The following is a 24,952-nucleotide window of genomic DNA, read 5'->3' on the forward strand; positions in this document are numbered from 1 at the left end:
CGCACGGGACGCACAGACAATTACTGTATCAGGTTGATATCATATGACGCGCCTAGAGTTCTCTGTATACCACCGTTTCACCGCGTACACCACCAGCAGCACCGCCACGCTCACCAGGCCCAGCACCAACTGCGAAAGGTCGCCCGGCTGGAACGCCATGGCCACAATCACGGCGGTCATGGCCGCGATGCAGAGATACGTCAGGAACGGGAACAGCCACATGCGCACCTTGAGTTCCTCGCCCTCCCGCTCCATGCGCCGGCGCATCACGAGTTCGGAGCAGGCGATGAGCAGATAGATGAAAAGTCCCACGGCGCCGGACGAGTTCAGCAGGAACAGGAACACGTGCTGCGGCGACACGTAATCCATGATAATGGACAGATAACCGACGATGGTGCAGAACAGGATGGCTCGAGCCGGTACGCCGCGCCGGTTCGTGCGGAGCAACGCCTTCGGCGCGTTCCCCTGATACGCCAGCGCAAACAGCATGCGCGAAGCCGTGTACAGCCCGGAGTTCAAGCAGGACAGGACTGCCGTGATCACCACCACATTCATCGCGGCCGCCACGCCCGGGATGTGCAACAGGCTGAGCGCGCTGACGTACGGGCTCGCGAGCGCTTTGCTGTCGTTCCAAGGGATCATGGTGACAATCAGGAAGATGGACAGCACGTAGAACACGAGCACGCGCCAGATGACGGAGTTGGTCGCCCGCGCCACCGCCTTGGCGGGCTCCTTTGACTCGGCCGCCGCGATGGTCACAATCTCCGAACCGAAGAAGGAGAAGATGAGCGTCGTGACGTCGGCGAACAGCGCTCCCACGCCCTTCGGCGCGAAGCCGCCGTGCGCCGTCAGATTCGAGAAGTTGAGGTGCGATCCCGGCCACAACCCCAGCACAAACAGCCCCGCCAACACGATGAAGACGACGATGGCGGCAACCTTAATAAAGGCGAACCAGTACTCGAATTCTCCGTAGGACCGAACGGACAATAGATTCGATAGCGTCAGAAGCAGGAGCAGGATGAGAGACAAGACCCACAGCGGCACGCCGGGAAACAGCCAGTTGTGGAGCGTCAGCGCACCCGCCGTGGCCTCCACCGCCACGACAATGACCCAGAAATACCAGTACAGCCAGCCCATCAGAAAGCCGGCCCACTCGCCCAGCGCCATCCGGCCGTACTCCGCGAATGACCCGACCGCCGGCCGCGCCGTCGCCATCTCGCCCAACATGCGCATGATGAGGATGACGAGAAACCCCGCCAGCGCGTACGACACCACCGCCGCCGGTCCGGTGGTTTGAATGACCGCGCCGCTGCCGACAAACAGCCCCGCGCCAATCACACCGCCGAGCGAGATCATCGTCATATGACGCATGCGAAGCGCCTGGCGAAGAGAGGCGCGCTCAAGGCCCGCCTTGACTTCTCCCTTCGTTCCCATCCCCAATTCCCCCTTACGCCTTGACGAGCGATTTCAGGACAAAGCCGACGTTCGCCGGGCGCTCCGCGAGACGGCGCATGAAGTAGCCGTACCAATCCTCGCCGAACGGCACATAGATGCGGACCTTGTACCCCTCGCGGGCGAGCGACTCCTGAAGCTGCGGGCGAATCCCGTACAGCATCTGAAACTCCCACTGGTCATCGGGAATCCGAAGTTCGTGCACTCGGTCCTTCGCCCATGCGATGATGGCCTCGTCATGGGTTGCGATGGCCGTCTTGCCGCCCGATTGCAGTTGAAGCTCGATGATTCGCTTGTAATTTTCATCCACGTCCCGCTTCTCCGGATACGCCACGGAGGACGGCTCCTTGTACGCACCCTTGACAAGGCGGAGATTGGGCTTGAGCGGCGCGAGTGCCCGGATGTCATCGGCGCTCTTGTACAAATACGCCTGGATCACGGTCCCGATGTGCTCCGTCCCGAACTCCGCGTGCAGCTTGCGATAGATGGCGAGCGTCACTTCGTTGTGTGCATAGTCCTCCATGTCGATCCGGACAAAGCGCCCCGTTTCACGCGCCCGTGCCACAATCTTGCGCATGTTCTCCATGCACAGATCCTCATCGATGTCGAGCCCCAACTGCGTCAGTTTAACCGAGAGATACACGTCGTACGGAAGATCGGCGAATCGCTCGAGCGTGCGCACGCAGAAATCGGCGGCCTGACGAGCCTCCTCCGCGCGGTCGACGAACTCTCCGAGGTGATCCAGCGTGGCGGCGAGCCCGCGCCGATGCAGCTGCTCGACGGCGCGCACGGCGTCCTCCAGGGACTCTCCCGGGACAAAGCGTCCCGCGCCGAGCCGGAAGCCGAAGCGGCGCGCCCATCGTTCCGCGCGGCGGTTTCGGGACAACCAAAGCAATGTGTCGCGCATCAGTTGCTCCATGTGCATCCCCCTCCTCCATGTTGCGAACGCTCGCTGTCTGGACACATGCACAATGTGTCTAAAAACTTGACAATAAGTTCGTGATGTGTCTCTATTGTAGACACATGCGTAATGAAAGCGCAATATGTTCCAATTATCACCTCTGGAGGAGATGTGAATGCCGGGCGAGATCGCGCGGACATCCGACCTTCAATCCGACATCGTCCTGCGCGCGCTGCTCGACGTCGTGGATGACGCGGTGACCGTGGTCGATCGCGCCGGGACCGTCGTCGCATGGAACCGAGCGGCCGAGGCGCTGTACGGGATCCCCGCGGAGGACATCGTCGGGCGCCCCATCACCGACTTCTTCGCCCTCGAATCCCTCGCCGTGCACAGCGTCCTCACCACCGGCGCGCACATCGACCATGCGTACCACCGCCCGCGCCCCGACGTGCACGTCCTCATCTCCGCGGCGCCGGTGCAAGACGAACATGGAGAGATTGCCGGCGCCATCGCCGTCGAGCGGGACATGACTGTGCTCGTCCGCATGGGAGAGGAGAACGCGCGCCATCTGGTCCAGGCGCAAGGCGACATGCTGCGGACGCAGACGGTCGATCGCGTCCTCAACACCCTGACCGCCCCAGGCAGGCCGAGGCACGCGCTCGTGGTCGGCGCCCGCGGCACGGGCAAGCGCACCGTCGCGGAAGCATCCCATCGCCTGCTTCGGCTCCAGGGTCCGTTTCTCGCCGTGCGCGCCGAGCCTCGCGCCGCGGCCCTGATGGACGTCGCGCTCTTTGGTGCGGACGGATCGCTCGTCTTGTCTCCTGAAGCTCGTCGCGAAGGATGGATCGAGCGAGCCGCCGGCGGCACGCTCCTGCTTCAGGACGCGCACCTCATGCCAAGCGCGGTGCAGGCGAAACTCGCCGCGGCCATCGAGGAGCATTGGTTTCGGCCGCTCGGCGGCCATCGGGACCTTCCCCTCCGGTGCCGCATCCTCGCCACCGCGCCCACGGCGGACGCGGTCGATCCGGCCCTTGCCCGCGCGCTCCCGATGGTCGAACTCCCGCCCATCGCCGAGCGGCGAGACGAAAGCCTGCTTCTGTTCCACTTCTGGCTCACGCGTTGGGCCAAGGAGCGAGGGGCCATCCCACCGCGCGTGTCGGAGGAGGCGGCTGGATTGATCCAAGCCTATGCATGGCCTGGAAATATCGAGGAGATTGTGCAGGCGGCGCGGAGGACGCTGTCGATGGCGGAGGGCGAAGTGCGGCCTGAGCATCTGCCCGAGGCGGTGCGGGCCCTGCACCTGAAGCCGGCGCGGCGCCGCGTGCCGCTGGCCGATCAATCGAAGGAGTTGGAGCGCGCGCGCATCCGCGAGGCGCTCGAGGAATCCGGCGGAAACAAATCGCGCGCCGCCCAGTTGCTCGGCATCTCGAGGGCGGCGCTCTACTACAAGCTGAAGCAGCACGGCATGGATGACGTCACGCGATCCCGTCGACCAGCTTCCCGGGGTTGAGCATGTCGGCCGGATCGAACAGCCGCTTCACCGCCTGCATCAGGGCGAGCGCCTCGCCGTGCTCCTGCTTCTGATACTTCATCTTGCCGAGCCCGACGCCGTGCTCGCCCGTGCACGTGCCGCCGACGGACAGCGCGTACTCGACCAGGTGGTGCGAGAGCTCGTAGGCGCGGCCGAGATCGTCCGGGTCGCTCGGGTTGACCATCAGGCTGACGTGGAAGTTGCCGTCGCCGACGTGCCCCACGATGCCCCCGCGGATCCCGAGCCGCTCGATCCACGTCTCCGCCACGTCGACTGCCTCGGGCAGCTTCGACATGGGCACGCACACGTCCGTCGAGAGGTGCGACAGCCCTGGGTAGGTCCGCATGAGCGCATACGCCGCGTTGTGCCGCGCGTGCCAAAGCTTCTGGCGTTCGCGCTCATCCATGACGACGGAGACGCGGGCTGCGCCGGCGTCGCGCAGGATCTCGTCGACCGTCCCCATGTCGGCCTGCACCGCGGCCTGAGAGCCCGACAGCTCGAGGAACAGGGTCGGCGCGGGCGTGTAGGACGTGTCAAACTGGCGGTTGATGATCTCGATGTACGGCTTTGTCACAAGTTCGCAACGCGTGAGCTGGAGCCCGCTGCCGATGAGCATGCACACGGCGTCCACCGCCTCGCGGACCGTCGCAAACTCCGCGGAGGCGGCGAGCGTCGCCTCGGGCACACCGTAGACGCGGAGCCAGAGCTTCGTGAACAAGCCTAGCGTGCCTTCCGAGCCCACGAAGAGTTCGACGAGATTATAGCCGGAGCTGGATTTGGCGGCGAGCGTTCCCACCTCGATCACGCGCCCATCCGCGAGCACCACCTCGAGCTTCCGCACGTTCGCCTTCATCGGGCCATACCGCACCGCCGTCGTGCCGCTCGCGTTCGTCGCCGCCATGCCGCCCAAGGACGCGTTGGCGCCGGGATCGACCGGAAACATGAGGCCGTACGGGCGCAGGGCGTCGTTCAACTGCTGGCGCGTGACGCCGGGCTCGACGCAGACGAGGAAGTCGTCCGGCCGGATCTCGAGCACGCGGTTCATCCGCGAAAAGTCGACCGAGATGCCGCCGCGCACGGGGATGACCTGGCCCTCGAGGCCCGATCCGGCGCCGTAAGCGACGAGCGGCACCCCGTGCGCATGCGAAAACCGCGCAAGTGCCACGACATCCGCCGTCTCCTCCGGATAGGCCACGGCGTCCGGCAGGTGCTCCGGGTGATACGATTCGTCCTTCGCGTGCGATCGGCGAACGCTCTCGCCGAAGCTGAGCTTGTCGCCGAGCTCCTCTTTCAACGTCTCCCAAGGGATGGTCATCATCCGGGCCTCCATTTCTGTCGCACGCCTGCGCGCATGGCGCCTGTCCCAGGGGCTTACGCGCCGCGTAAAGGTCATATAGGATGAAAAGGGATACATGTCAGCCTGTTCTGATTCTAAAGCGAGGTGACCCGTATGTCAACCGCGTACGCGCCTTCGCCCGACGCGGCGAAGCCGAAGGCCCCGCTCCGGGCGCTCATCTCCATCGCCCTCGCCTGGGCCTTTGACGCCATGGACTTTTCCCTTCTCACGTTCGTCATCCTCGACATCATGAAGGACTACCACGTCGCACTCACGCTCGCGGCCTCCGTCTCGTCAGCGACCACGTTCGCCCGGCTCGGCGGCGGATTTCTCGGGGGTCTCCTGAGCGACGCGAAGGGGCGCAAGTTCAGCCTGGTCTTCTCTATCTTCTGGTTCAGCGTGTTCGAATGCCTGACGGGCTTCTCGCTCGGCTTCACGCTGCTCATGATCGTGCGGATCCTTTACGGCCTCGGCATGGGCTCCATGTACGCGAGCGGCACGCCGATGCTCATGGAGATGATCCCGCCCCGCTGGCGCGGCTTTGCGTCCGGTCTTTTGCAGTCCGGTTTTTCGTTCGGCTACATTTTCGCCGCCATCATCTACCGGCTCTGGTACAGCCACCTCGGCTGGCACGCGCTCTTTTTCATCGCGTGCATCCCCGCCGTCATCGTCGGTATCTTCATCGCGATGGCCCTGCCAGAGTCGGATCGCTGGCGCGAAGCGCGCACGAACGAACAGCGGGGCATCCCGGTGGGCGAGCTGTTTGTCCGCGGCCGCGCGTGGAACACCGTGCACGCGGCCATTGTGGCCATCATCGCGTTCAGCGTGACGTATCCCATCAACACGTTTTACGCGACGTTGCTCAAGCAGACCGGCCATTTTTCCCCCGCCGTCGTGGCGAATACCATCATCATCCTGAATGTCGCAGGCATTCTGGGCAACATCCTCGGGGGCTTGGTGTCGGATTGGATTGGGCGCAAGTGGACGCTGATCCTGTCCGCCATCGGCACGGCGATCACGTCCGTCGTCTTTCTGCACATCCAGAGCGCGGGTTACCGGGACGTCTTCACGTTCCTCATCGGCTTTTTCTCTATCGGCGGGGTGTGGTCGGTCATCCCGACGTACCTTGCGGAGCACTTCCCGACCGCCGTGCGATCCACGGGGCAAGGCACCACGTACCACATCGGCGCAGCGCTTGGCGGCGCGGTGGTGCCGCTCATTGTGTCGTCCATCGCGCCTTCCGTGGGCGGCCTCGCTCATGCCATGACGTACTCGGTCGCCATAGCGTCCATCCTCGTGATTGGGGTGGCGCTCCTATGGAGGGAGTCCAAAGGAGAGGCGCTGGAGTAAACGCGAGGGCCGCGGTGGCGGCCCTCACCGTTTCCATGCCCGCAAAAGGCGTTCCAGCCAGTGCCACACGTCCTGATACACCTCGGCGCGATTCGTCTCGTTGAGCACCTCATGCCGCGCCCCTGGGTACAGCTTGACGGTCACGTCGCGAACCCCCGCCGCCGCGAGCGCCTTCGCGAGCCGCTCGACGCCCTTGCCCATCTTCCCCACCGGATCGCGCGAGCCGGCGATGATGAGCACAGGCAGGTCGCTCGGAATGCGGCGCAGGTTCTCGGCACGCTGCAACTCTCGCACGCCGCCGAAATAATCGATAAAGAAGCCGCAGGTGTGCATCTGCCCGCAGCGCGGATCCGCGATGTATGCGTCCACCACCGCCTCATCCCGCGACAGCCAGTCAAGCGGCGTGCGGTTGGGCTGAAATGGCTTGTTGAAGTTGCCAAACGTCATCTTGTACAGCCGCTCGCTCGGCGATCTCGCCCCGAGCCGCGCCGCCTCTCGCCGCGCGAGATACAGCCCCGCCGCCAGTTCCACGCGGCCCACGAAACCAGCGCCCGACAAAACCGCGCCAGCAAGCCTCGCGCCGTGCTGCTCCATGTAGGCGAGCGAAAGCCAGGATCCCATGCTGTGACCCAACAGGACGATGGGCACGCCCGGGTGCTCCGCCTCGATGCGCGACGTGACCCGCGCCATGTCGTCGATCACGCGCTGAAACCCGTCGCGATCGCCAAAGTGGCCCAGCATCCCCATGGCCTCGCCCGTCTGCCCGTGGCCACGGTGATCGTGCCCGTAGACGGCGCAGCCGCGCAAGGCAAGAAATTGCGCGAAATCGCTGTATCGCTCGATGTGCTCGGCCATGCCATGCGCGATTTGCACGCAGACTCGCGGTTCGCCTCGATGTTCAGGCGCCCACGTGCGCCCGTAAATCCGCACGCCATCCGGCGCATCCAGCGTCCATGTCTCCGTCACGCCCTCATCCCCCCTTCGTTGCCATCTTTCTTCGACGCACATCCCGTTCCTCCTGCGATCCCGTCCACACGACGGCGGCGCCAGCCGGAAGCTGACGCCGCCCCCACTCGCGCCGCGTCACGGTTTCGGCACCATGCCGCTCCACGCGTGCGCCTGCAACACCACGAGGACGCCCAGGATGACCGTGAGCACGATGCTGTGCCAGAACGTGCGGCGGATGACAAGCCCCTCCTTGCCGCGCAACTCGCCGGTCGATACGCCTGTCGTGACGTTTTGCGGCGAGATCATCTTGCTCATCACGGCGCCCGAGGAGTTGGTCGCCGCCATCAGGATGGGATTCAGGTGCAAGCGATTGGCCGCCACCACCTGCAGATTGCCGAAGAGCGCGTTGGACGACGTGTCTGAACCGGACAAAAAGCACGCGATCCAGCCGAGGAACCCGGAGAAGAACGGGAACCAGCTCCCGAGCGCCGCCACGGCCACGCCGAGTGTGTACGCCATACCCGAGTAGTTGTACAGATAGGCGAGCCCGAGGATGAACATGACTGTCAGGATAGGGAACGTGAGTTGCTTCCACGTGTCGGCCGCGGCGAGCCAGAACGTCTTCCAGCCTGCGCGCAAGAAGATGGCCGTGAGAATCACCGCGACGAGGATGGCCGTGCCCGTGGCAAGTGGCTGGAACGTCCACACCGCCTCGTACGGCTTGTTGTAGAGCGTGAGGAATACCTGCTTGTCGAGCCCCGGCCAATGCACCTTTCGCTGGCCAATCTCCGCGATTTTCAAAAACGTCCAGACGATCACGACGCCCGTCACCGTGAGCCACGGCACCCAGCCGCGCCACAGTCCTGCAGCCGGCGCTTCGGACGCAGCGGCCATCTCGCGGTACGCCCCCGTGTGGGCGAACGAACGAAATTGGTCCGTGTCCTTCGGGCGCCACATCCGCGTGAACAGCACGATGCAAACCAGCGAGACGAGCGCGGCCAGGACATCCGGCAGCGCCGGGCCGATGAAGTTCGCCACGGCGAATTGCGTCAGGGCGTACGACAGTCCGCCGACGAGCGCGACGGGCCAAGCGCCCCGGAGCGCCTTCCACCCGCCCATCACCACAATCACGTAAAACGGTAGGATGAACGCGAAGATGGGCAACTGACGCCCGACCATCGACGATAAAGCGCTTACATTGAGGTTCGTGACGGACCCGAGCGTCACGATGGGTACGCCCAGCGCGCCAAACGCGACGGGCGCGGTGTCGAAGATGAGCGCGTACGTGACCGCCTCGAGCACCGGAAAGCCCAGCCCAACCAAGAGCGCCGACGCGATGGCGACCGGCGTGCCGAAGCCCGAGATGCCTTCCATCAGCGCGCCGAAGCTGAACGCGATGATGAGCATCTGGATGCGGCGGTCCTCCGTCGCGTAGCGGTACATCCAATCGCGGAACTGCGCGAACGCGCCCGTCCGCTGGCTCAAGTTATAGAGCCACATGGCGTTCCACACAATCCACATGATGGGCCAAAGTGCGAACACCATGCCCTCGGCGACCGAGTCGAGCGCCAGATGAAAGGGCATCTGCCATCCAGCGACGGCTTCAATCAGACCAGCCACGAGCCCCGACAGGGCCGCTATCCAGGCGGGTGCGCGCACGAGGCCGAGCAACACGAGCACGATGACAATGGGAATGATGCCAACCAAAAACGAGAGGCCCGTCGAATGCCCGATGGGCGTCAACAGTTGATGAAACACAGGCTTCCCTCCATCCACGGCCTTCAGGGTTCAAGCGATTCGTCCTAGGTCTAACGCTGCTTCACTGGTGGTGGGCGTCCCTCCCTTGTCCCAGGGGTGCCAACTCCCCGCCTTTGAGGTCATTGTAGTCCGGGGCTTGCGCGCCTGAGAACGGGGTATGCGCGTCCTTTCAAAAGATTCTGCATCCCGGAATCCGCCCACCAACGGCTGGATGAGCCATCGATGGATGCGCCGCGCAGAGCGCCTCACCCCTGCGCTGTTCTGTAATTCAGAACAGTGTTTCTTCTTGCACAACGACGTGCTATCATGAAAGCGTACCCAGGGTTGCGAGGGAGGAGAGATTCGGATGGCGGGATCGTACGCTTGCCCACAGGGCGTGCAAATCACGGGCGAATACAGGCCTGAGTTCGCCGAAATCCTCACGACGGACGCGCTTCAATTCATCGCGGAGCTTGAGCGCCGCTTCGGTCCGAGGCGGGACGAACTGCTTCGCCTGCGCAAGGAGCGGGACGAGCGGTTGCTCGCGGGCGAATGGCCGGACTTCTTGCCGGAGACCAAGGAGATTCGCGAGAGCGAGTGGACGGTCGGGCCCATCCCCGCGGATCTGCAGGATCGGCGCGTGGAAATCACGGGCCCGAGTTCGGACCGGAAGATGGTCATCAACGCCTTGAACTCGGGCGCCAAGTGCTTCATGGCGGACTTTGAGGACGCCTGCGCACCGTCCTGGGAGAACGTCGTGCAGGGTCAGATCAACATGCGGGACGCAGTTCGCCGCACCATCGAATACACGAGCCCCGAGGGGAAGCACTACAAGCTGAATGACGAAGTTGCGGTGCTCATCGTGCGCCCGCGCGGCTGGCACCTGCCCGAGAAGCACATCCGGGTGGACGGCCGGGTGGCCACGGGCGCGCTCGTCGACTTCGGGCTTTACTTCTACCACAATGCCAAGGAGCTTTTGGCGCGCGGCACCGGGCCCTACTTCTACCTGCCGAAGATGGAGAGCCACCTCGAGGCGAGGCTGTGGAACGACGTGTTCAACTACGCCCAGGACGCGCTCGGCATCCCGCGCGGCACCATCAAGGCCACTGTGCTCATCGAGACCATCCTCGCGACGTTCGAGATGGACGAGATCCTGTATGAGCTGCGCGATCACGCCGCGGGGCTCAACTGCGGCCGCTGGGACTACATCTTCAGCTACATCAAGAAGTTCCGCAATCACCCGGAGGTCATCCTGCCTGACCGGGCGCAGGTGACGATGACGGTGCCGTTCATGCGCGCGTACACCCTGCTCACCATCCGCACGTGCCATCGGCGCAAGGCGTTCGCGATGGGCGGCATGGCGGCGCAGATCCCCATCAAGAACGACCCGAAGGCGAACGAGGAGGCGCTCGCCAAGGTGCGCGCGGACAAGGAGCGCGAGGCGCAGGACGGCCACGACGGCACCTGGGTGGCGCACCCGGGTCTCGTGCCCGTGGCGATGGAGGTGTTCAATCGCCTCATGCCCACGCCCAACCAGTTGCACCGCCTGCGCGAGGACGTCCAGGTCACCGCGGCCGATCTCGTCGCGGTCCCGCAGGGCACCATCACCGAAGGCGGCCTGCGCACCAACGTCGCCGTGGCGCTTCGCTACATCGAGGCTTGGCTGCGCGGTTCCGGCGCGGTGCCCATCTTCAACCTGATGGAAGACGCGGCGACGGCGGAGATCTCCCGCGCGCAGATCTGGCAGTGGATCCATCACCCGAAAGGCGTCCTCGACGACGGCCGCAAGGTGACGGTGGAGCTGTTCCGGCAGATTCTCGAAGAGGAGTTGCGCAAGTTGAAGGACGAGATCGGCGAGGAGGCGTACGCACAGAGCAAGTTCCCGCTCGCGGCCGAACTTCTCGACGACATCTCGACGAAGGACGACTTCGTCGACTTCCTGACGCTGCCGGGTTACGAGCACCTGGCGTGACGCAGATCTCGCCTTCGGGCGCGCGGCGCCTGAACCATCCCCACGTGAAAACCCCGCCGAGCTGGCGGGGTTCTTTTTCTTGACTCGGACGATCCGCGACTACGGGGCGACGCGCTCCCGTCGATATCCGAGGCGCTCCGAGATGCGCTCCCCCGCCCGCTTCACAAGCGGCACCAGCTCCACCATCCGCTCGCGCGTCATGCGCAGGGCCGGCCCCGACACGCTCACCGCCGCCATCACGCGCCCGTCGTGCGCAAAGATGGGCGCGGCCACGCAGCACACCCCTTCCTGATGCTCCTCCATGTCAAACGCGAATCCGGTCGATCTCGTCTCCTCGAGCGACGCCCAAAACGCGTCCGCGTCCGTGATGGTGTGTGGCGTGAGCCGCGGCAACCCGTATCGCCTGACGATGTCCTGCACCTCGCGCTTCGGCAAAAACGCGAGGATGGCCTTGCCGAGCCCCGTCGCATGGACCGGCACGCGCGTGCCGACGCGCGAGTGCATGCGAATGGTGTTGGGGCTTTCCACCTTCTCGATGTAGACCACGGAGCCCCTGTCCAGAAGTGCCAGGTGCACCACCTCGCCCGAGGCGAGCGCGAGCTCCTGCAGCGCGGGCATCGCCTCCCGGCGCAGATCGATGGAAGAGAGGAGCTTCATGCCGAGATCGAGCACCGTGTAGCCCAGCTTGTACCGCCCGCTCACCGGATCCTGCTCGATGTAGCCGCGCCGCATCATGGTGCCGAGCAGGCGGTGCACCGTGCTCTTGTACATGCCCACGGACTGCGCCAATTCCGTGATGGCAATGCCGTCGGGGTGCTCGCTCACCACCTCGAGCAACAGCAGCGCCTTGTCGACCGACTTGACCGTGTAGTCCTCCAAACGGTTCACCTCATCCTTGCGCGCTCGTCGATGCTTCTCTGCCGGGCTCCTGCACAAAGGCGCCCCGCGCCTGCACGGCCGCCTGATCCGGGAACGAGTTGAGAATCTGCCAATTCTCCTCGATGATCTCGCGCGCCCGCTTCACCTCGACGCACCGGCCGGGCAGCGGAATGAGCTTCCCAGCGTTCACGATGCCCTTCGGATCGAAGCAGGACTTGACCGCGCGTTGCGCATGGATCTCGTCCTCGGAAAACATATAGGCCATTTCGCCGATCTTCTCAATGCCGACGCCGTGCTCGCCGGTGATGCTCCCGCCCGCGTCGACGCACGCCCGCAGCACCTCCGATCCGGCCCTGACCGCGCGCTCGGCCTCGCCCGGCACGCGGCTGTCGTACAGGATGAGCGGATGCAGGTTGCCGTCGCCCGCGTGAAACACGTTCGCGATCTTCAGCCCGTATCGCCGGCTCACCTCGTCGATCTTCTGCAGCACCTCGGTGAGGCGCGTGCGCGGAATCACGCCGTCCTGCACGATGTAGTCGGGCGAGATGCGCCCCATGGCGCCAAACGCCATTTTGCGGCTGGACCACCAGAGCGCGCGCTCGGCGTCCGACTGCGCCACCCGCACCTCGCGCACGCGGTGGCGGCGGCAAATTTCCACCACGCGCGCCATCACCTCGTCGACGCCCGCGGCGAGGCCGTCCACCTCGATGAGCAAAACCGCCTCGATGTCCGTCGGATAGCCAACATGATAGTTGCTCTTGTCGACGGCCTGCATCGCGAGCTGATCCATCATCTCGATGGCGGCCGGGATGATGCCCGCCCCGATGATGTCCGTCACCGTGTCGGACGCGTCGGCGACGCGATCGAAGTAGGCGAGCGCGGTGCGGAGCGCCTGCGGCTTTTTGAGGATGCGGACCGTGATCTCCGTCGCGATGCCGAGCGTCCCCTCCGAGCCGACCAGAAGCCCCAGCAGATCGTACCCCGGCGCGTCGCCGAACGGCGCGCCGACGTCGATCACGTCGCCATCCGGCAGCACCACCTTGGCCGCGACCACGTGGTTCGTGGTCACGCCGTACTTCAGGCAGTGGCTACCGCCCGCGTTCTCCGCGAAGTTCCCGCCGATGGTGCAGACCGACTGGCTGGACGGATCGGGCGCGTAGTAGCAGTCCGCGTGCGAGACCCGGCGCGTGAGCGTGAGGTTCACGAGCCCAGGCTGCACGACGGCGCGCAGGTTGTCGAAGTCGACGGCGAGGAGCTTGTTCATGCGCGCGAGGCTGATGACGACCTCGCCCCCCGTCGGCGTGGCGCCGCCCGACAGGCCCGTGCCCGCGCCGCGCGGAAGATACGGAATGTCGTTCTCGTAGAGATAGCGGCAGATGCGCGCCACCTCGTCCGTCGACTCCGGGAAGACCACCGCGCGCGGCAGCCCCTCTTCGGCCGTGTAGCCGTCGCAGGCGTACGCCTTCACCTGGTGCGGTCGCCACAGGCAGCGCCGCTCGCCGACGATCTCGACGAGCCTGTCGATGTGGACGTCCCTCATCGCGATCCCTCCCTCCGGTAGGCGAGATCGAGCACTTCGACCGTGTGCATGACGCGCAATGGCTGGTTCCTGCGCTTGACGCCGAGCCGGATCTGCATCATGCAACCGGGGTTCCCCATGACGATGGCGTCCACGCCCTCGGGCACGTCGTCCATCTTGCGCTCGAGAAGCTCGTTAGCCATCGCCGGGTGCGTGAGGTTGTAGATGCCCGCGCTGCCACAGCATCGGTCGGAATCCGGCATCTCGCAAAGCGTCAGGCCCGGCACCGACTTGAGCAGCGATCGCGGCTCGTACCGGATCTTCTGCGCGTGGAACAGGTGGCACGCGTCGTGGTACGTGACGGCCATGGGCAGCTCGGCCTTCGGCGGATCGAAGCCGACCTCGACGAGGAGCTGAGAGATGTCGCGCACGCGGGACGAGAACTGCACGGCGCGATCCCGCCAGGCCGGGTCGTCGCGGAAGAGCTCCGGGTATTCCTTCAGCGCGGCGCCGCAGCCGGCCGCGTTGATGGCGACGTAATCGGCGCCCGCGCGCTCAAACACCTCGATGTTTCGCTTCGCCATCTCGCGGGCCATGTCGCGATCGCCCGCGTGCACCTGGAGCGCGCCGCAGCAGATCTGATCCTTGGGCACGCGCACCTCGACGCCGTTTCGCACGAGGACGCGCGCGGTGGCCTCGTTCACGTCGGAGAAGAACACGTCCATCACGCAGCCCGTGAAAAGCGCCGCCGTGGCCTTGCGCTCCCCTTGCGGGGCTATCGTTTCCGGCAGGACGTCGATGGCGGGCCCCCGTCCGATTTCCGGGATGACGTCCTCCATCTCGCGCACCTGCGGCGGCAGCACGCGCAGGACGCCGGTCGATCGCGCCAGTTTCTGGAGCCCCGACTTCTGATAGAACCGCATGAGACGTCGGATGATCCGAAGGCGCGCCGGGCGCGGAAACACGCCGCGCAGGAAGAAGCGCATGACGGGGTCCCGCTTCCCTTCCGCGTCGCGCGCGTAAAACACCTGGCCGCGCGCCTCCTCGACGAGCGCCCCCACCTGCACGCCAGACGGGCACACGGTCTCGCAGGCCCGGCAGTCGAGGCAGGTGAAGACGGGATCGATCACGCTCTCGTCGAGCGGAAGCTCGCCTTCTGCGCACGCTTTGATCAGGTACACGCGCCCGCGGGGCGAATGATTCTCGTCGCCCCACGCCTGATACGTCGGACACACCTCCAGGCAGAAGCCGCAATGCACGCAGACCGAGTACTTCTCTTCCTCGGGCGCGTCCGGAAAGCGAAAATCGGACCCTTTCGCAGCGACGGCCGTGGGCTCGTTCACCATCTCACATCCCTCCCCAAAAGCGGCCTGGCGATAAGAGATTGTCGGGATCGAACGTCGACTTGAGCCGCTGCATCAGGGCGAGCGCCGCGGGCGCCAGGGTCGGCTGATGCTTGGCGCGAACCTCGGCGGGCGCGCGCTCCACCACCATGTCGAGCGACGCGCTGGCGGCCAGATCCGCGATGGCGCCGAGCGGCGCGGGGCGGTCGAGCATAGCGCGGGCGGGATCGAACGCGATGCGCGCGACGCCCGTCAGGCCTCCGGCGCTCGCGGTCACGCCCTCGGTTTGCTCGGCGAGCGCGGACGCCGCTTCCACCGCGCGCGGCATGGCGGCGAGAAGCGATGTGGGCGGCCCCTGTAAGCGGATACAGACGCGGCGTTCCGCGAGGCGCCGGGAGAGATCCGACCACCAAGCGTCCGCGTCCTCACCCTCGACGACGTCCATGGCGAGGCCGAGATCGCGCGACATGGCGCGGATGGCGTCGGTCTGCGCTTTCGCGGAGGGCTTCGGCTCATCGCAGTCGACGGCAAGGACGAAGTCCGTGCCCAGGTCCGCATGCCACACCATCTCGAGGCGGCTTGGCACGAGCGTCGACTGCGCGATGCACGAGCGCAGTTCGGCGAGCGCCACGGCAGATCCGCGCACGAGGACGGTCTCGCGGTGCATGGGCAGCGGCCGAAGCTTCAGCGTGATCTCGGTCACGACGCCGAGCGTGCCGCGCGCACCGATGAACAGCTTGGTCATGTCGTAGCCGGCCACGTTTTTCACGACCTTCGCCCCGGTGCGGATGACGCGTCCGTCCGCGAGGGCGACGCGGAGCGAAATGGCGAGATCGCGCAGGCTGCCGTAAAGCGCGCGGCGCGGTCCGCTGAGACCTGCCGAAAGCAGGCCGCCCAAGGTGGCGGCCGCGGGCACAGGCGGATCGTACGGCAGCATGAGTCCCTTCTCCGAGAGCACCGCCGCGAGCTCGGCGAGCGTGATGCCGGGCTCGGCGGAGACGACGAGATCGCCCGGGGAGAAGCTCGTCACGCGGTTCATGGGCCGTAGCATGAGCGCAATGTCCGGCACCTCGGCCGGCGGGCCGTAGGCGAGGTGGCGGCCCGAGCCAAAAGGCAGCACGGTCAGGCTTCGCTCGTGCGCATACGCGAGCACGGCGATCACGTCCGCCTCGCTCTTTGCCTCCACGACGCAGGTGTCCTTGGACGACTCGGCCGGATGGAGGGTGCACATGGGCACGGCGCGCGCGCGAAGGCCCGTTGCCTGATGGAGCGCATCCGCCGTCTCGGCCGGCAATGGCTTGGATTGAAGCGGCAAGGTGATATCGCCTCCAACGGTCGCGACAAGCGCGACCCTGGGTTCTGCAATGCAGAATACGGTTCTGAATTCTTATATGTATTCTACGACAACGAAATGACGAAAACAATTGGTAAATTCGCACGCCGTTCTCACAAGTTCCTCTTGGCCCGGACAGCCAGCCGCTGTACGATGAAATTGGGCCCCAATTTGAGATTGATCCCCGTTCCACCATCGCGTCTTGAACTTCGCTAATGAAAAATTTAGGCTGTCGCTTGGGCATGTGCCGTCGGAAATGCATTGCGCACAACATATTCGTATCGAAGCTCGCGGAGCGGTCCGCGAGTTCGCGCGATCCGGCGCAGGGACTCGGCCGGATCGCCGCGGTGGAAGCTCGAGTCCAGTGAGGAGCAAACGGCGCATGGTGCATTCTTTTCTGTTCCTGTATCCCTTTGTCATGAGCATCGTCTGGATGGTGGGCGGCTGTGTCTATGCCTGGCGGCGCGAACGCCACCCCTTCGCCGAATCCCCGGACCTCCCCGAGACGCCGTTTGTTTCCATCCTCATCCCCTGCCACAACGAAGGGGATGTGCTCGAAGACACCATCGGCCGGATGCTTCAGTTGGATTATCCGGCGTACGAAATTGTCGCACTGAACGACGGCAGCACGGACGACACGCGCGCGGTGCTCGAACGCATGGCGGCCTGCGATGCGCGAGTTCGCGTGGTCAACCTGCCCGTTCAGCGCGGAAAGGCGCGCGCGCTGAACGCTGGGCTTGTCGCGTCCCGAGGCGAGATCCTCGTGACCGTGGACGCGGACGCCGTGTTGGCGAAGGACGCGCTTCGCTTCCTCGTCTGGCACTTCGTGGCCCCGGGCAGCGAGCGCGTCGGTGCCGTGACGGGCAACCCGCGCATTCGAAATCGCGGTACGCTGCTCGGAAAGATTCAGGTGCTGGAGTACGCGAGCATCATCGGGCTCATCAAGCGCGCGCAGCGCGTGCTCGGCAAGATCATGACGGTCTCGGGCGTGATTGCGGCCTTTCGCAAGAGGGCCCTCGTGGACTGCGGCATGTGGGACGAGGACATGGTGACGGATGACATCGCGGTGTCCTGGAAGCTCGAGCGGCGAGCCTGGGACATCCGATACGAGCCGCGAGCGCTCTGCTTCATGTGGGCGCCCGAGCGCCTGCGGAGCCTCATCCGCCAGCGCGCTCGCTGGGCGCAGGGCGGCGTGGAGGTCCTCATCCGCAACGCCTCGGTCCTCTGGACCTGGAAGAATCGGCGCATGATCCCGCTCTATGTGGAAGAGCTCCTGGGCATCGCCTGGGCGTACCTTTGGGTTGTGAGCCTCGTGTGGACCCTCGCATTTGACGTGGCGCACGGCATTCCCTGGACGTACGTGGCGGAGACGGGGACGTGGCTCGGCCTGACATCGTTAGTGCAGACCTCGGTCGCCCTTTGGATTGAGCAGCGATACGAGCGCGACTCGCTCTGGCGCTACTATTTCTATGCCATCTGGTATCCGGCCGCGTATTGGATGATCGGCGCGTTCGTCGTGGTCTGGGCGGTGCCGAAGGCGTGCTGGGCCATGTGGGCGGCTCGGCGCGGGCGGTACGCCACGTGGAAAAGCCCGGATCGGGGGGTGTCGGCATGAGCCTGCCTGAGAAGTCGCGAGTGGAGTGGGATGAGCTCGTCGTGCGGCGCGGGTCGCGATCGACTCGGCCGAGGCAATGGTTTGAAACCGCGGTGACGCTGACGGGGTGGCTGTGGGTGAGCGCTGTGGCGGTGCAGGTCCTCGCGTCCGCGCTGCTCTGGCTCCTTGGATGGCACAAGTTTCACCTGTACGTGCTCGATCTGCTGCCGAGCGCCACGCCGCTTGGCGTCCTTCGCATGGGTGTGACGGTCGCCGCGATGTCGGCCGCCGTGTTCATCGGCTGGGCCTCGTACAACCGCCTGCGGTTCGGCCGCCTCCGCAGGCGCAGGCCACCCGCGCCCGTGTCCGACGCGGAACTCGCGGAAATGCTCGGCGTGCCTGTGGACGAGATCGAGCGTTGGCAGCGCGAAAAGATGGTCGATTGGCCAGGAGACCGGTAAGTGGAAAGGGCGCGGTGGGTTGACCGCGCCCCTTTGGATTGTATCGTTGTTTTGTGCGGAACTCGTATCGGTTCGGCCGCGCTTATCACGCCTGTGTCGCGAGGACCTGCTCCAGCAGGACGTCCTCCGGCACGGCGCCCTCCAGGGCGTACGCCTCCGAATCGTTGATGACCGTCTTCGGTACGCCGTAGACGTTGAACCGCGTGGCCCACTCGGGGAACTCGGTCGCCTCAATCATGCTCGCCGTCACGAGCGGCGACTCAAACGCGAACCTGTGCGCGAGCCTGACCGCCGCCGGGCAGTACGGACACGTCGGCGTGACGAACACCTTGAGATCTACGGGCTCTTTCAGCTCCGCGAGGCGGCTCCTCGTGCCCGCGGAAAGCCCCGAGTCCCCGCTTGCCATCATGCGAATGTCGTCCAAGAGCGTCGCAAATTCGTATCCCGACGGCGTCCCATAGAAGCGCACGCCGTAGTCTTTGCGCGATCCGTCCGTTAACACGATGGTCGGCGCCCGGTCGACGCCGTACTTCTTGGCCTCCTCCTCATCGATGTAGAGATTGTGCACCTCGAGCGTCAGCTGATCAGACAATTCCGTGACCTGTCTCAAGAGGCTGCGAATCTCCGGGCACGTCGGACAACCGAGGGACGCTTCGAAGAACTTGATGACGACGGGCTGTTTGAGATCCGCGAGCCTTTCGCGAATCGCGGCCTGATCCCGAGAGGACAGCATCCTGACTCCCCCTTGCGCTCATCCACATGCGTTGACATCGTTCTGATTCCTATATACCCATACGGGTATGTGGTGTCAAGATCAGACGAAGGAACTCGCACTCCACATCGTTCCACGCTTGACTCGACACCAAAAGGTGTCTTGTTCTACACACGACACCGATGGGTGGCACGATGGACGGAGGGATGGCCTTGGCGGACGTGTTTCGAGCCATCGCGGATGCGCATCGCCGGGACTTGATCCAGAAAATGGGCGCCGCCGGATCCGAGTTGCCACTCCACGTCCTGATGCAAGGAATGGACATCGGAAGAACGGCGGTGTCCAAGCACCTGGCGGTCTTGAAACAGGCTGGAATCGTCTCGGAGCGCCGACGCGGCCGCGAGACGTTGTACCGCCTGAACGCCGCGCCCCTCAAGCAGGTGTATGACTGGGTGTCGTTTTATGAATCGTTCTGGCGTGCGCAGGTCCTGAGCCTGCAAGGTTTTCTCAGAAAGGAAGGGTATGCGATGAAGACGCTGCAGTTGGAGTTTCATCTCGATGCCCCGGTGGAGGCCGTGTGGCGAGCCCTCACGGAATCCGAGCTTTTGACCCAGTGGATGTTTTTCAAAGAGAACACGTTCCGCCCGATTGTGGGGCATCGGTTCTACTTCAAGATGCAGGGGACCGACGGATGGAACGGAGTCGTCGAAGGAGAGGTTCTCGCAGTGGAAGCGCCACACCGGCTCGTGTACACGTGGGAGAGCCTCGGAGAGAAAAACGAGATCGAGTGGAAGCTGGAAGAAACGGCCGAAGGTACGACGCGGCTCCTGCTCGAACAGCGCAACATTCAGGCCGAACAGGCGTACCAAGGCGCTCGCATGGGCTGGGAAGCGATGGTCCGCGGCCTGGAGGGCGTGGCCAAGGCGCTCGCGTGATTGGGTGACGTGTGTAGAGTCGGCCCAGTCCCGTTTTGGGCCGGCCACATGTGTGGCGCAAGCTCGTCTCGATGATGGAGAGCGACATCGCACCCCCATCGTTTCGAGCGCCGCGGTCCTAAACCGAAAGGGAGCAGCCACTGTCCTCTGAGCGATGCATCGCGAGATCTCCCTTGGGGCACGTCAGGAAATCATCGCAACGTCATCGCTCCTCTAGGGATGATGCCCGCGCTTCACCGGCAACCCACGAGAAGCACCATACCCAGAGAGGCCCGTACGCAAGGAGAAGGGTGTCACGCAAAAAGTCGGCCACCGCCGCCTTCGAAAGTGCGCTGACGGCGAGTGAAGCCAGTTCCTCAAACGCGATCAGAGCGGCAGACGTCAAGAACAGTGGCCAGGGGCGGGATCGCAGCCATTGCACAGCGGACGCGAAGCAGTGCCAAGTGTTCGTACCCAGCCCGGTGATCGCCAGGACCATCGCAACGTCGGTTACGGTGAGGGCACCGAAGCAACAGACGCACAAGACGACCAAAATCAAAATCTTCGCAATCGAGAGCGCAGCTTGATTTCCTGGGGGCATGGTGAGGTGTGCGATCGCGGCGGCGCCGACAAACACCAGAATGCCCCCAATGACCATAGGACCGAGGGAACGCCACTGACTGGTGTGCCAACGAGGGACGCCGCGAAAAGTAAAACATAGCTTTGCAGCCCACCAGTTCGCCGTCGCAACAGTGGTCAAGAAGATGATGAGCGCCGCGGCGACGCCCACGATGAGCGGTATGACGTGCCTGGTTTCCAGGAGATTGATCAACCAGTCAACCGTCGAGGCAGCAGCGCTTAAGACAAGCGTGATCAGGAGCAGCAAAGTGAGTCTCAAGGGAGGAAATCGCCCCCCGTATACGAAATGACCACCGGCCAGATTGGATCTGGCGCGGTGGTTATGCCATGGAGCGGGTGAGGGGAGTCGAACCCCCGCCGCCAGCTTGGAAGGCTGGTTTCCCGTTCGGTTTCCATCCCCCAATGCCTCTCTGTGCTTGCTCCGAGGCACCGAATACATAGATTGCCAGATTCGCCGCCTGTGTGATTTACTTTTTCTAGGATACCAGTCCACCACACGAACACCGCCTCTTGGCACGCCGAGAGCACTCCCTGGACTGGTCTCCTGAGTTCGCTTCCCTTGGAGGTGTTGCCCCATGCCGCGGGGTCAATTCAAAGCCCGCGTCCGCGCCGACGCCACGCGGCAACCTGTGCCCATTGACTCGCCCACCAGCCGCAAGGAGCAGATTCGCATGTCCTGGCTCGCCGCTGTGGACTGGTTCCTTGCCAATGCCCGCCGCGCAGGACACAAGCCAGGCAGCATCGAGACACGCAGACAGAGGATCCAGGCCTTTGCCGACTGGTGCGCGGTCCGCAACCTCCCGCCCGGGTATGTGACCCCGGATGACATCCAGAATTTCGTCGACCATTGCCTGAATATCAACCTGTCTGTGTTCACCATCAATGGGCGCCTCCGGGTCCTGAAGACTTTCTATTCGGAAGGCGTCGCCGAGGGGATCTTCCTCTCCAATCCGGCGGATGGCGTCCGGCGATTGCGCGAGCCCACCAATGCGGTGCTCCCAGTCTCCGAGGACCACGTGCAGAAGCTGCTCGCGGTCTTCGACAAGCGCCAGTGGGTCGAATTCCGGGACCTCGCGATCACGGTCCTTGTGCTCGACACAGGCCTCCGCATCCGGGAAGCGCTCCTTGCGAAAGTGGAAGATCTCGACCTGCGAGAGGGCGCGCTTTGGGTCCCGCCAGTGCACGCCAAGGGCGGCAAGGGGAGGACTGTGTACTTTGGACAAGCCACGCGGGAGCTGTTGTCCGAGTGGCTCCGCAAGCGCGGCGTCGGATCGGATCTCCTGTTCCCCTCGGTATATCTTGACGTCTCGGGCGCATACCATCCGCTCTCCCGGCACGCGTACTGGAAGCGGCTCGCCCAATACGCCGAGCGGGCGGGTGTGCCACACATCCACCCGCACCAGCTCCGGCACACCTTCGCCATCCAGTTCCTTGTGCGCTCGGGCGGAGACCTGGTGACATTGGCAAGGCAGATGGGCCACTCCAGCACTCGCACGACCGAACGGTATTTGGCTGTGGCGGAGACGAAGGCGCAGAAGATCCTGACCCAGCAGCACAGCCCAATCGACCATCTCGGTGGCGCGCCCGGCAAGCGGCGCCCGTCGGTGCGGAGGCGGATCGAGGAATGATCTTGCTCCGGCAGTTCTTCGAGGAATTTGCAGACTACCAGCTCCAATACAACACGCGCCCATACGCCCGGGCGGTGTGTCGGCAGATCGCGGAGTTTATTTCGGGATGCGAAGCGAATGGCGCGATGTGCATCGAGCACGTGCGCCCCGAACACATTGCACAGTTCCTTGCCCGGATCGACAAGGACGCGCACCCGGCAGCCTGGCGGCACCGATACTATGCGGTGCAGGTCTTCTTCAGTTTCGCCGTGTTCACGGGGCGCATTCCCTCGGAGCAGAACCCGTTCGGCCGCACACCCGATCCGGTCGCGCTGACCAACAAGCGCCTCTTGTCCCAGAGCGAATTTCTGCGCCTCCTTGCCGCCATGCCGAACACACATCTTGGCGTGCAGGACCAGCTCTGTGCCTGGCTCCTGTGGTTCGGTCGGCGCCTGCGAGAGTTGTCCGACCTTCGCACCCAAGACGTCCCGCAGTTCCCGGAACCCGCGCGGCAGCTCGCGCTCGGCATGCTCGCCCACAGGCGGCATGTGCACACCGCCGTCCTGTTCCTCGATACTCTCGGACGGCCGCGCCACATCCACGGACAGAAATTCAATCGACGCTTGCAGAAATACGCACAAGTCGCCGAGATTCCCGAACCCGAGCGAGTGACGGCGAAACTCTTGCGCCAGTCTGGCGCGTACCACCAATTCTGCGCCCCGAGGAGGGACACACAATGAACTGGCATATTCGGCTCTCCGAACCCGGCTCCCCGATGCGGGAGCCCGTCTTCTCGCTGCTTCTGCGCGCGGGTTTCCCGGAGCCCGCCCTGGCTTCGCTCCTGTGCACACTGCCGGTCGACTCCTGCCTGCGGATCGACATTGAGGACTCGCCCGGGGCCGCTCAGACCGTCGAGGTGGTGAAGTTGGAGCACTGGCAGATCGACACACACACCCTGATGGTCGCCGCTTGCCACGGCCCGGGGGATGTGCCGATCTATATCCTCTGGTTCCACTGCGAGGAGCTCGTCGGGCTCTTCCGGTGGGAGCCGGACCAGGACCGCATCCTGGAAGCCGTGCGGTGGTCCGAGCCCTGGCGCCCCTTCGCCATGCGGGACGGCACAGAGTGGGTTCCGGACGAGAACGACGGCCCTCTGGCGGATTGGGCAGCGCGGATCCTCGGGTATTGCGTCGATGCGTATTCTCTGCGAATGCAGCTGGTCGAATGAACCATTTGGGGAGGTGGTGTGTTCCGGAGAGTTGTCGAGAGGAGAACCAGACTGCACAGGCCGGGGTGCGTGTGTCCGCCCCGGTCTCTCTGTGGATGCGAAGGGTGCGAATCAGGCAGCGAACTCGATTGGCGGCGAATATCCAGTCGTCGGATCGTATTGACTCAAATTCCCGCGCGCAAATTGATCAAGCTCCCACAGATTGAGTTTGTACGTCCCCGGCGCCCAGCCCGTAGTGTTGAGCGTCATGTTCTCGCTGATGTAATTCACCGCCGAGCCGTACCCACCGGGACGCCCGCCCTTAATCCATACCATGTCGTCGGGATTCTGTTCGCTGTTTGGTCCACCATCGTGCGGTCCGGAAGAGAAGGCCTGAGCGAAGGCCTGGGAGTACCCTGCGGAGTACGGATCCCAGATGTACGACCCGCCGCCGGGATACGTGCCATAATCGTTCTGGAAATCGGATTTGGTGAACCAAGTCGTGCCGTTCGGGCCGATGAGCTCGGCGGCCTCGAGATGGGCCTGGGTCTCGTATGTGTATTGAGCCCCGACCACATGTATAATTTCATTCTGCCCAGCAACGACCGTGGGATATTTAGCAGAAAGAGATAAAATATTCGATTGAAGGGTGGGAGCGAATAGGACCTCCTCGATAAACTGATTGAGCGATGTATCGCAAAATGCAGCCCAGAGAGATGGGTTTGGTGAGGCCATCCATTTTGTTCCTGCATACGAACTCTCGACGGTTACTGCGCCGGAAAGCCAGTGAACGAGGTTCCAGTCAAGAACTTCATAACCGGAAAAAGAATTAGAGGAACCAAATCCGCCTGAATTGGATCCACCCGATACATTCTGATATGCATATTGGAAGAAATGCGTTTGCTCCCAGGACACATTGCCCTCCATTTGCTCGGCGAGCGTATTAGCCAACGAGGATTCTGCCATAATGTATCCATTAGGAGCACCCGGATTCCTTTGCAACAATGTCTGGTCATCGTAGGCCATGATGAAGCCGTCCCAATAATATTTCCCGTTCGCGACGGCGAATAGGTAATCCTGGGCCTGGAGATACTGGTGCTGTCCCTGCGGCATGTTTGAATAATAGGAGTCCCATGCACCTCCGCCTACGGGCCAGGACAGGGTAACTTCCGCCCCGCCAACGAGCGTTTGCCCGTTTGTCTGACAGGAATATGTGGATACCAGTCCGGGATCGGTAATGAGGCTGTAATCATAAAATATCTGCTCGACGCTCATATTAACATTTCCGGTCCCGCCCGGATATAGCGGCAAATTCCCTGATGGACTTGCCGGAGAAGGTGGTTGCCAGTCATAGTTGGGGGTCGTGATATATCCTGCATGTACCACACGTGAATGTACACCGAGCACGATGAGCGCGGCAATGATCGCTGCTCCGGATGAGACCGACGCTCGAATAAGCCTAGACTTTCGCATAATCACACCTCGCCGGAAAGTCTTTCTAGGATCGATTTTACCAT

Annotated in this window: 21 protein-coding genes; 9 read left to right on the forward strand and 12 right to left on the reverse strand. The window is 63.9% G+C overall.

Annotated features, from left to right (window positions below):
• Positions 1-39: 39 nt before the first annotated feature.
• Entirely contained in the window at positions 40-1,434 is a 1,395-nt protein-coding gene (locus tag AACI_RS12460; protein WP_012811769.1) for an amino acid permease, read from the reverse strand.
• Between the two features lie 13 nt (positions 1,435-1,447).
• Positions 1,448-2,371, reverse strand: a complete 924-nt coding sequence (locus AACI_RS12465; RefSeq protein WP_012811770.1) for a proline dehydrogenase family protein — start codon at positions 2,369-2,371, stop codon at positions 1,448-1,450.
• 157 nt (positions 2,372-2,528) lie between these two features.
• Here AACI_RS12465 and AACI_RS12470 point away from each other — a divergent pair, with 157 nt between their 5' ends.
• Positions 2,529-3,863 (forward strand): sigma-54-dependent Fis family transcriptional regulator, encoded by a 1,335-nt coding sequence (locus AACI_RS12470; RefSeq protein WP_012811771.1) that lies wholly within the window; start codon positions 2,529-2,531, stop codon positions 3,861-3,863.
• Here the strand turns inward: AACI_RS12470 and AACI_RS12475 are convergent.
• The gene (locus AACI_RS12475; RefSeq protein WP_012811772.1) at positions 3,829-5,202 is read right to left on the reverse strand and encodes an FAD-binding oxidoreductase; all 1,374 of its coding nucleotides are present in this window, start codon (positions 5,200-5,202) and stop codon (positions 3,829-3,831) included. The two genes, AACI_RS12470 and AACI_RS12475, sit on opposite strands and share 35 nt — an antisense overlap.
• 132 nt (positions 5,203-5,334) lie before the next feature.
• Here AACI_RS12475 and AACI_RS12480 point away from each other — a divergent pair, with 132 nt between their 5' ends.
• Entirely contained in the window at positions 5,335-6,570 is a 1,236-nt protein-coding gene (locus AACI_RS12480) for an MFS transporter (protein WP_012811773.1), read from the forward strand.
• A gap of 24 nt (positions 6,571-6,594) precedes the next feature.
• Here the strand turns inward: AACI_RS12480 and AACI_RS12485 are convergent, their stop codons facing one another.
• Together AACI_RS12485 and AACI_RS12490 are read right to left on the reverse strand one after the other, a co-directional pair.
• On the reverse strand, positions 6,595-7,536 hold the full coding sequence (locus tag AACI_RS12485; RefSeq protein ID WP_041708239.1) for an alpha/beta hydrolase: 942 nt from the start codon (positions 7,534-7,536) through the stop codon (positions 6,595-6,597).
• A 117-nt stretch (positions 7,537-7,653) separates the two neighbouring features.
• Complete coding sequence (locus AACI_RS12490) at positions 7,654-9,276, reverse strand: L-lactate permease (protein WP_012811775.1); 1,623 nt, start codon at positions 9,274-9,276, stop codon at positions 7,654-7,656.
• A 346-nt stretch (positions 9,277-9,622) separates the two neighbouring features.
• Here AACI_RS12490 and aceB point away from each other — a divergent pair, with 346 nt between their 5' ends.
• Positions 9,623-11,227 carry a malate synthase A gene (aceB, locus tag AACI_RS12495; protein WP_012811776.1) on the forward strand — a complete coding sequence of 535 codons (1,605 nt, stop codon included), beginning with the start codon at positions 9,623-9,625 and terminating at the stop codon, positions 11,225-11,227.
• 99 nt (positions 11,228-11,326) lie between these two features.
• Here the strand turns inward: aceB and AACI_RS12500 are convergent, their stop codons facing one another.
• Genes AACI_RS12500 through AACI_RS12515 form a run of 4 tightly spaced genes read right to left on the reverse strand, consistent with a single transcriptional unit; the run spans position 11,327 to position 16,283 of the window.
• Entirely contained in the window at positions 11,327-12,115 is a 789-nt protein-coding gene (locus tag AACI_RS12500) for an IclR family transcriptional regulator (protein WP_394295638.1), read from the reverse strand.
• Between the two features lies 1 nt (position 12,116).
• Positions 12,117-13,646, reverse strand: coding sequence for an FAD-linked oxidase C-terminal domain-containing protein (locus AACI_RS12505; protein WP_012811777.1), 1,530 nt, complete (start codon positions 13,644-13,646; stop codon positions 12,117-12,119).
• Positions 13,643-14,971 (reverse strand): (Fe-S)-binding protein, encoded by a 1,329-nt coding sequence (locus AACI_RS12510; protein WP_012811778.1) that lies wholly within the window; start codon positions 14,969-14,971, stop codon positions 13,643-13,645. The genes AACI_RS12505 and AACI_RS12510 overlap by 4 nt, the downstream gene beginning before the upstream one ends.
• Position 14,972: 1 nt before the next feature.
• Positions 14,973-16,283 (reverse strand): FAD-binding oxidoreductase, encoded by a 1,311-nt coding sequence (locus AACI_RS12515; protein WP_012811779.1) that lies wholly within the window; start codon positions 16,281-16,283, stop codon positions 14,973-14,975.
• A 400-nt stretch (positions 16,284-16,683) separates the two neighbouring features.
• On the opposite strand from AACI_RS12515, the gene pgaC reads away from it, so the two are divergent.
• Both pgaC and pgaD read left to right on the forward strand, forming a co-directional pair.
• Positions 16,684-17,916 carry a poly-beta-1,6-N-acetyl-D-glucosamine synthase gene (gene pgaC, locus AACI_RS12520; RefSeq protein WP_012811780.1) on the forward strand — a complete coding sequence of 411 codons (1,233 nt, stop codon included), beginning with the start codon at positions 16,684-16,686 and terminating at the stop codon, positions 17,914-17,916.
• On the forward strand, positions 17,913-18,356 hold the full coding sequence (gene pgaD, locus AACI_RS12525) for a poly-beta-1,6-N-acetyl-D-glucosamine biosynthesis protein PgaD (RefSeq protein WP_012811781.1): 444 nt from the start codon (positions 17,913-17,915) through the stop codon (positions 18,354-18,356). The genes pgaC and pgaD overlap by 4 nt, the downstream gene beginning before the upstream one ends.
• Before the next feature lie 85 nt (positions 18,357-18,441).
• Here the strand turns inward: pgaD and pdo are convergent, their stop codons facing one another.
• Positions 18,442-19,089, reverse strand: coding sequence for a protein disulfide oxidoreductase (gene pdo / locus AACI_RS12530; RefSeq protein WP_012811782.1), 648 nt, complete (start codon positions 19,087-19,089; stop codon positions 18,442-18,444).
• A 185-nt stretch (positions 19,090-19,274) separates the two neighbouring features.
• Here pdo and AACI_RS12535 point away from each other — a divergent pair, with 185 nt between their 5' ends.
• Positions 19,275-20,003, forward strand: a complete 729-nt coding sequence (locus AACI_RS12535) for a metalloregulator ArsR/SmtB family transcription factor (RefSeq protein ID WP_245530801.1) — start codon at positions 19,275-19,277, stop codon at positions 20,001-20,003.
• Positions 20,004-20,205: 202 nt separating this feature from the next.
• Here AACI_RS12535 and AACI_RS12540 read toward each other — a convergent pair whose 3' ends face one another.
• Positions 20,206-20,814, reverse strand: coding sequence for a hypothetical protein (locus AACI_RS12540; protein ID WP_218917085.1), 609 nt, complete (start codon positions 20,812-20,814; stop codon positions 20,206-20,208).
• Between the two features lie 382 nt (positions 20,815-21,196).
• Here AACI_RS12540 and AACI_RS12550 point away from each other — a divergent pair, with 382 nt between their 5' ends.
• From AACI_RS12550 to AACI_RS12560, 3 genes are read left to right on the forward strand one after another with little or no spacing between them, the layout of a single operon-like run.
• The gene (locus tag AACI_RS12550) at positions 21,197-22,249 is read left to right on the forward strand and encodes a tyrosine-type recombinase/integrase (RefSeq protein ID WP_012811785.1); all 1,053 of its coding nucleotides are present in this window, start codon (positions 21,197-21,199) and stop codon (positions 22,247-22,249) included.
• Entirely contained in the window at positions 22,246-22,968 is a 723-nt protein-coding gene (locus AACI_RS12555) for a tyrosine-type recombinase/integrase (RefSeq protein WP_012811786.1), read from the forward strand. The genes AACI_RS12550 and AACI_RS12555 overlap by 4 nt, the downstream gene beginning before the upstream one ends.
• Positions 22,965-23,456, forward strand: a complete 492-nt coding sequence (locus AACI_RS12560) for a hypothetical protein (RefSeq protein WP_012811787.1) — start codon at positions 22,965-22,967, stop codon at positions 23,454-23,456. Before AACI_RS12555 ends, AACI_RS12560 begins: the two co-directional genes overlap by 4 nt.
• A gap of 111 nt (positions 23,457-23,567) precedes the next feature.
• Here AACI_RS12560 and AACI_RS12565 read toward each other — a convergent pair whose 3' ends face one another.
• Positions 23,568-24,908, reverse strand: coding sequence for a hypothetical protein (locus AACI_RS12565; RefSeq protein WP_012811788.1), 1,341 nt, complete (start codon positions 24,906-24,908; stop codon positions 23,568-23,570).
• Positions 24,909-24,952 lie beyond the last annotated feature (44 nt).

Origin of the sequence: Alicyclobacillus acidocaldarius subsp. acidocaldarius DSM 446, from assembly GCF_000024285.1 — a bacterium.
Classification (GTDB): domain Bacteria; phylum Bacillota; class Bacilli; order Alicyclobacillales; family Alicyclobacillaceae; genus Alicyclobacillus; species Alicyclobacillus acidocaldarius.

Excerpts from the sequence above, each read along its gene's own strand:
- AACI_RS12460 (WP_012811769.1), bottom strand. The coding sequence starts at position 1,434 with ATGGGAACGAAGGGAGAAGTCAAGGCGGGCCTTGAGCGCGCCTCTCTT.
- AACI_RS12465 (WP_012811770.1), bottom strand. The coding sequence starts at position 2,371 with ATGGAGCAACTGATGCGCGACACATTGCTTTGGTTGTCCCGAAACCGC.
- AACI_RS12470 (WP_012811771.1), top strand. The coding sequence starts at position 2,529 with ATGCCGGGCGAGATCGCGCGGACATCCGACCTTCAATCCGACATCGTC.
- AACI_RS12475 (WP_012811772.1), bottom strand. The coding sequence starts at position 5,202 with ATGATGACCATCCCTTGGGAGACGTTGAAAGAGGAGCTCGGCGACAAG.
- AACI_RS12480 (WP_012811773.1), top strand. The coding sequence starts at position 5,335 with ATGTCAACCGCGTACGCGCCTTCGCCCGACGCGGCGAAGCCGAAGGCC.
- aceB (WP_012811776.1), top strand. The coding sequence starts at position 9,623 with ATGGCGGGATCGTACGCTTGCCCACAGGGCGTGCAAATCACGGGCGAA.
- AACI_RS12505 (WP_012811777.1), bottom strand. The coding sequence starts at position 13,646 with ATGAGGGACGTCCACATCGACAGGCTCGTCGAGATCGTCGGCGAGCGG.
- AACI_RS12510 (WP_012811778.1), bottom strand. The coding sequence starts at position 14,971 with ATGGTGAACGAGCCCACGGCCGTCGCTGCGAAAGGGTCCGATTTTCGC.
- pgaC (WP_012811780.1), top strand. The coding sequence starts at position 16,684 with ATGGTGCATTCTTTTCTGTTCCTGTATCCCTTTGTCATGAGCATCGTC.
- pgaD (WP_012811781.1), top strand. The coding sequence starts at position 17,913 with ATGAGCCTGCCTGAGAAGTCGCGAGTGGAGTGGGATGAGCTCGTCGTG.
- pdo (WP_012811782.1), bottom strand. The coding sequence starts at position 19,089 with ATGCTGTCCTCTCGGGATCAGGCCGCGATTCGCGAAAGGCTCGCGGAT.
- AACI_RS12535 (WP_245530801.1), top strand. The coding sequence starts at position 19,275 with ATGGCCTTGGCGGACGTGTTTCGAGCCATCGCGGATGCGCATCGCCGG.
- AACI_RS12550 (WP_012811785.1), top strand. The coding sequence starts at position 21,197 with ATGCCGCGGGGTCAATTCAAAGCCCGCGTCCGCGCCGACGCCACGCGG.
- AACI_RS12555 (WP_012811786.1), top strand. The coding sequence starts at position 22,246 with ATGATCTTGCTCCGGCAGTTCTTCGAGGAATTTGCAGACTACCAGCTC.
- AACI_RS12560 (WP_012811787.1), top strand. The coding sequence starts at position 22,965 with ATGAACTGGCATATTCGGCTCTCCGAACCCGGCTCCCCGATGCGGGAG.
- AACI_RS12565 (WP_012811788.1), bottom strand. The coding sequence starts at position 24,908 with ATGCGAAAGTCTAGGCTTATTCGAGCGTCGGTCTCATCCGGAGCAGCG.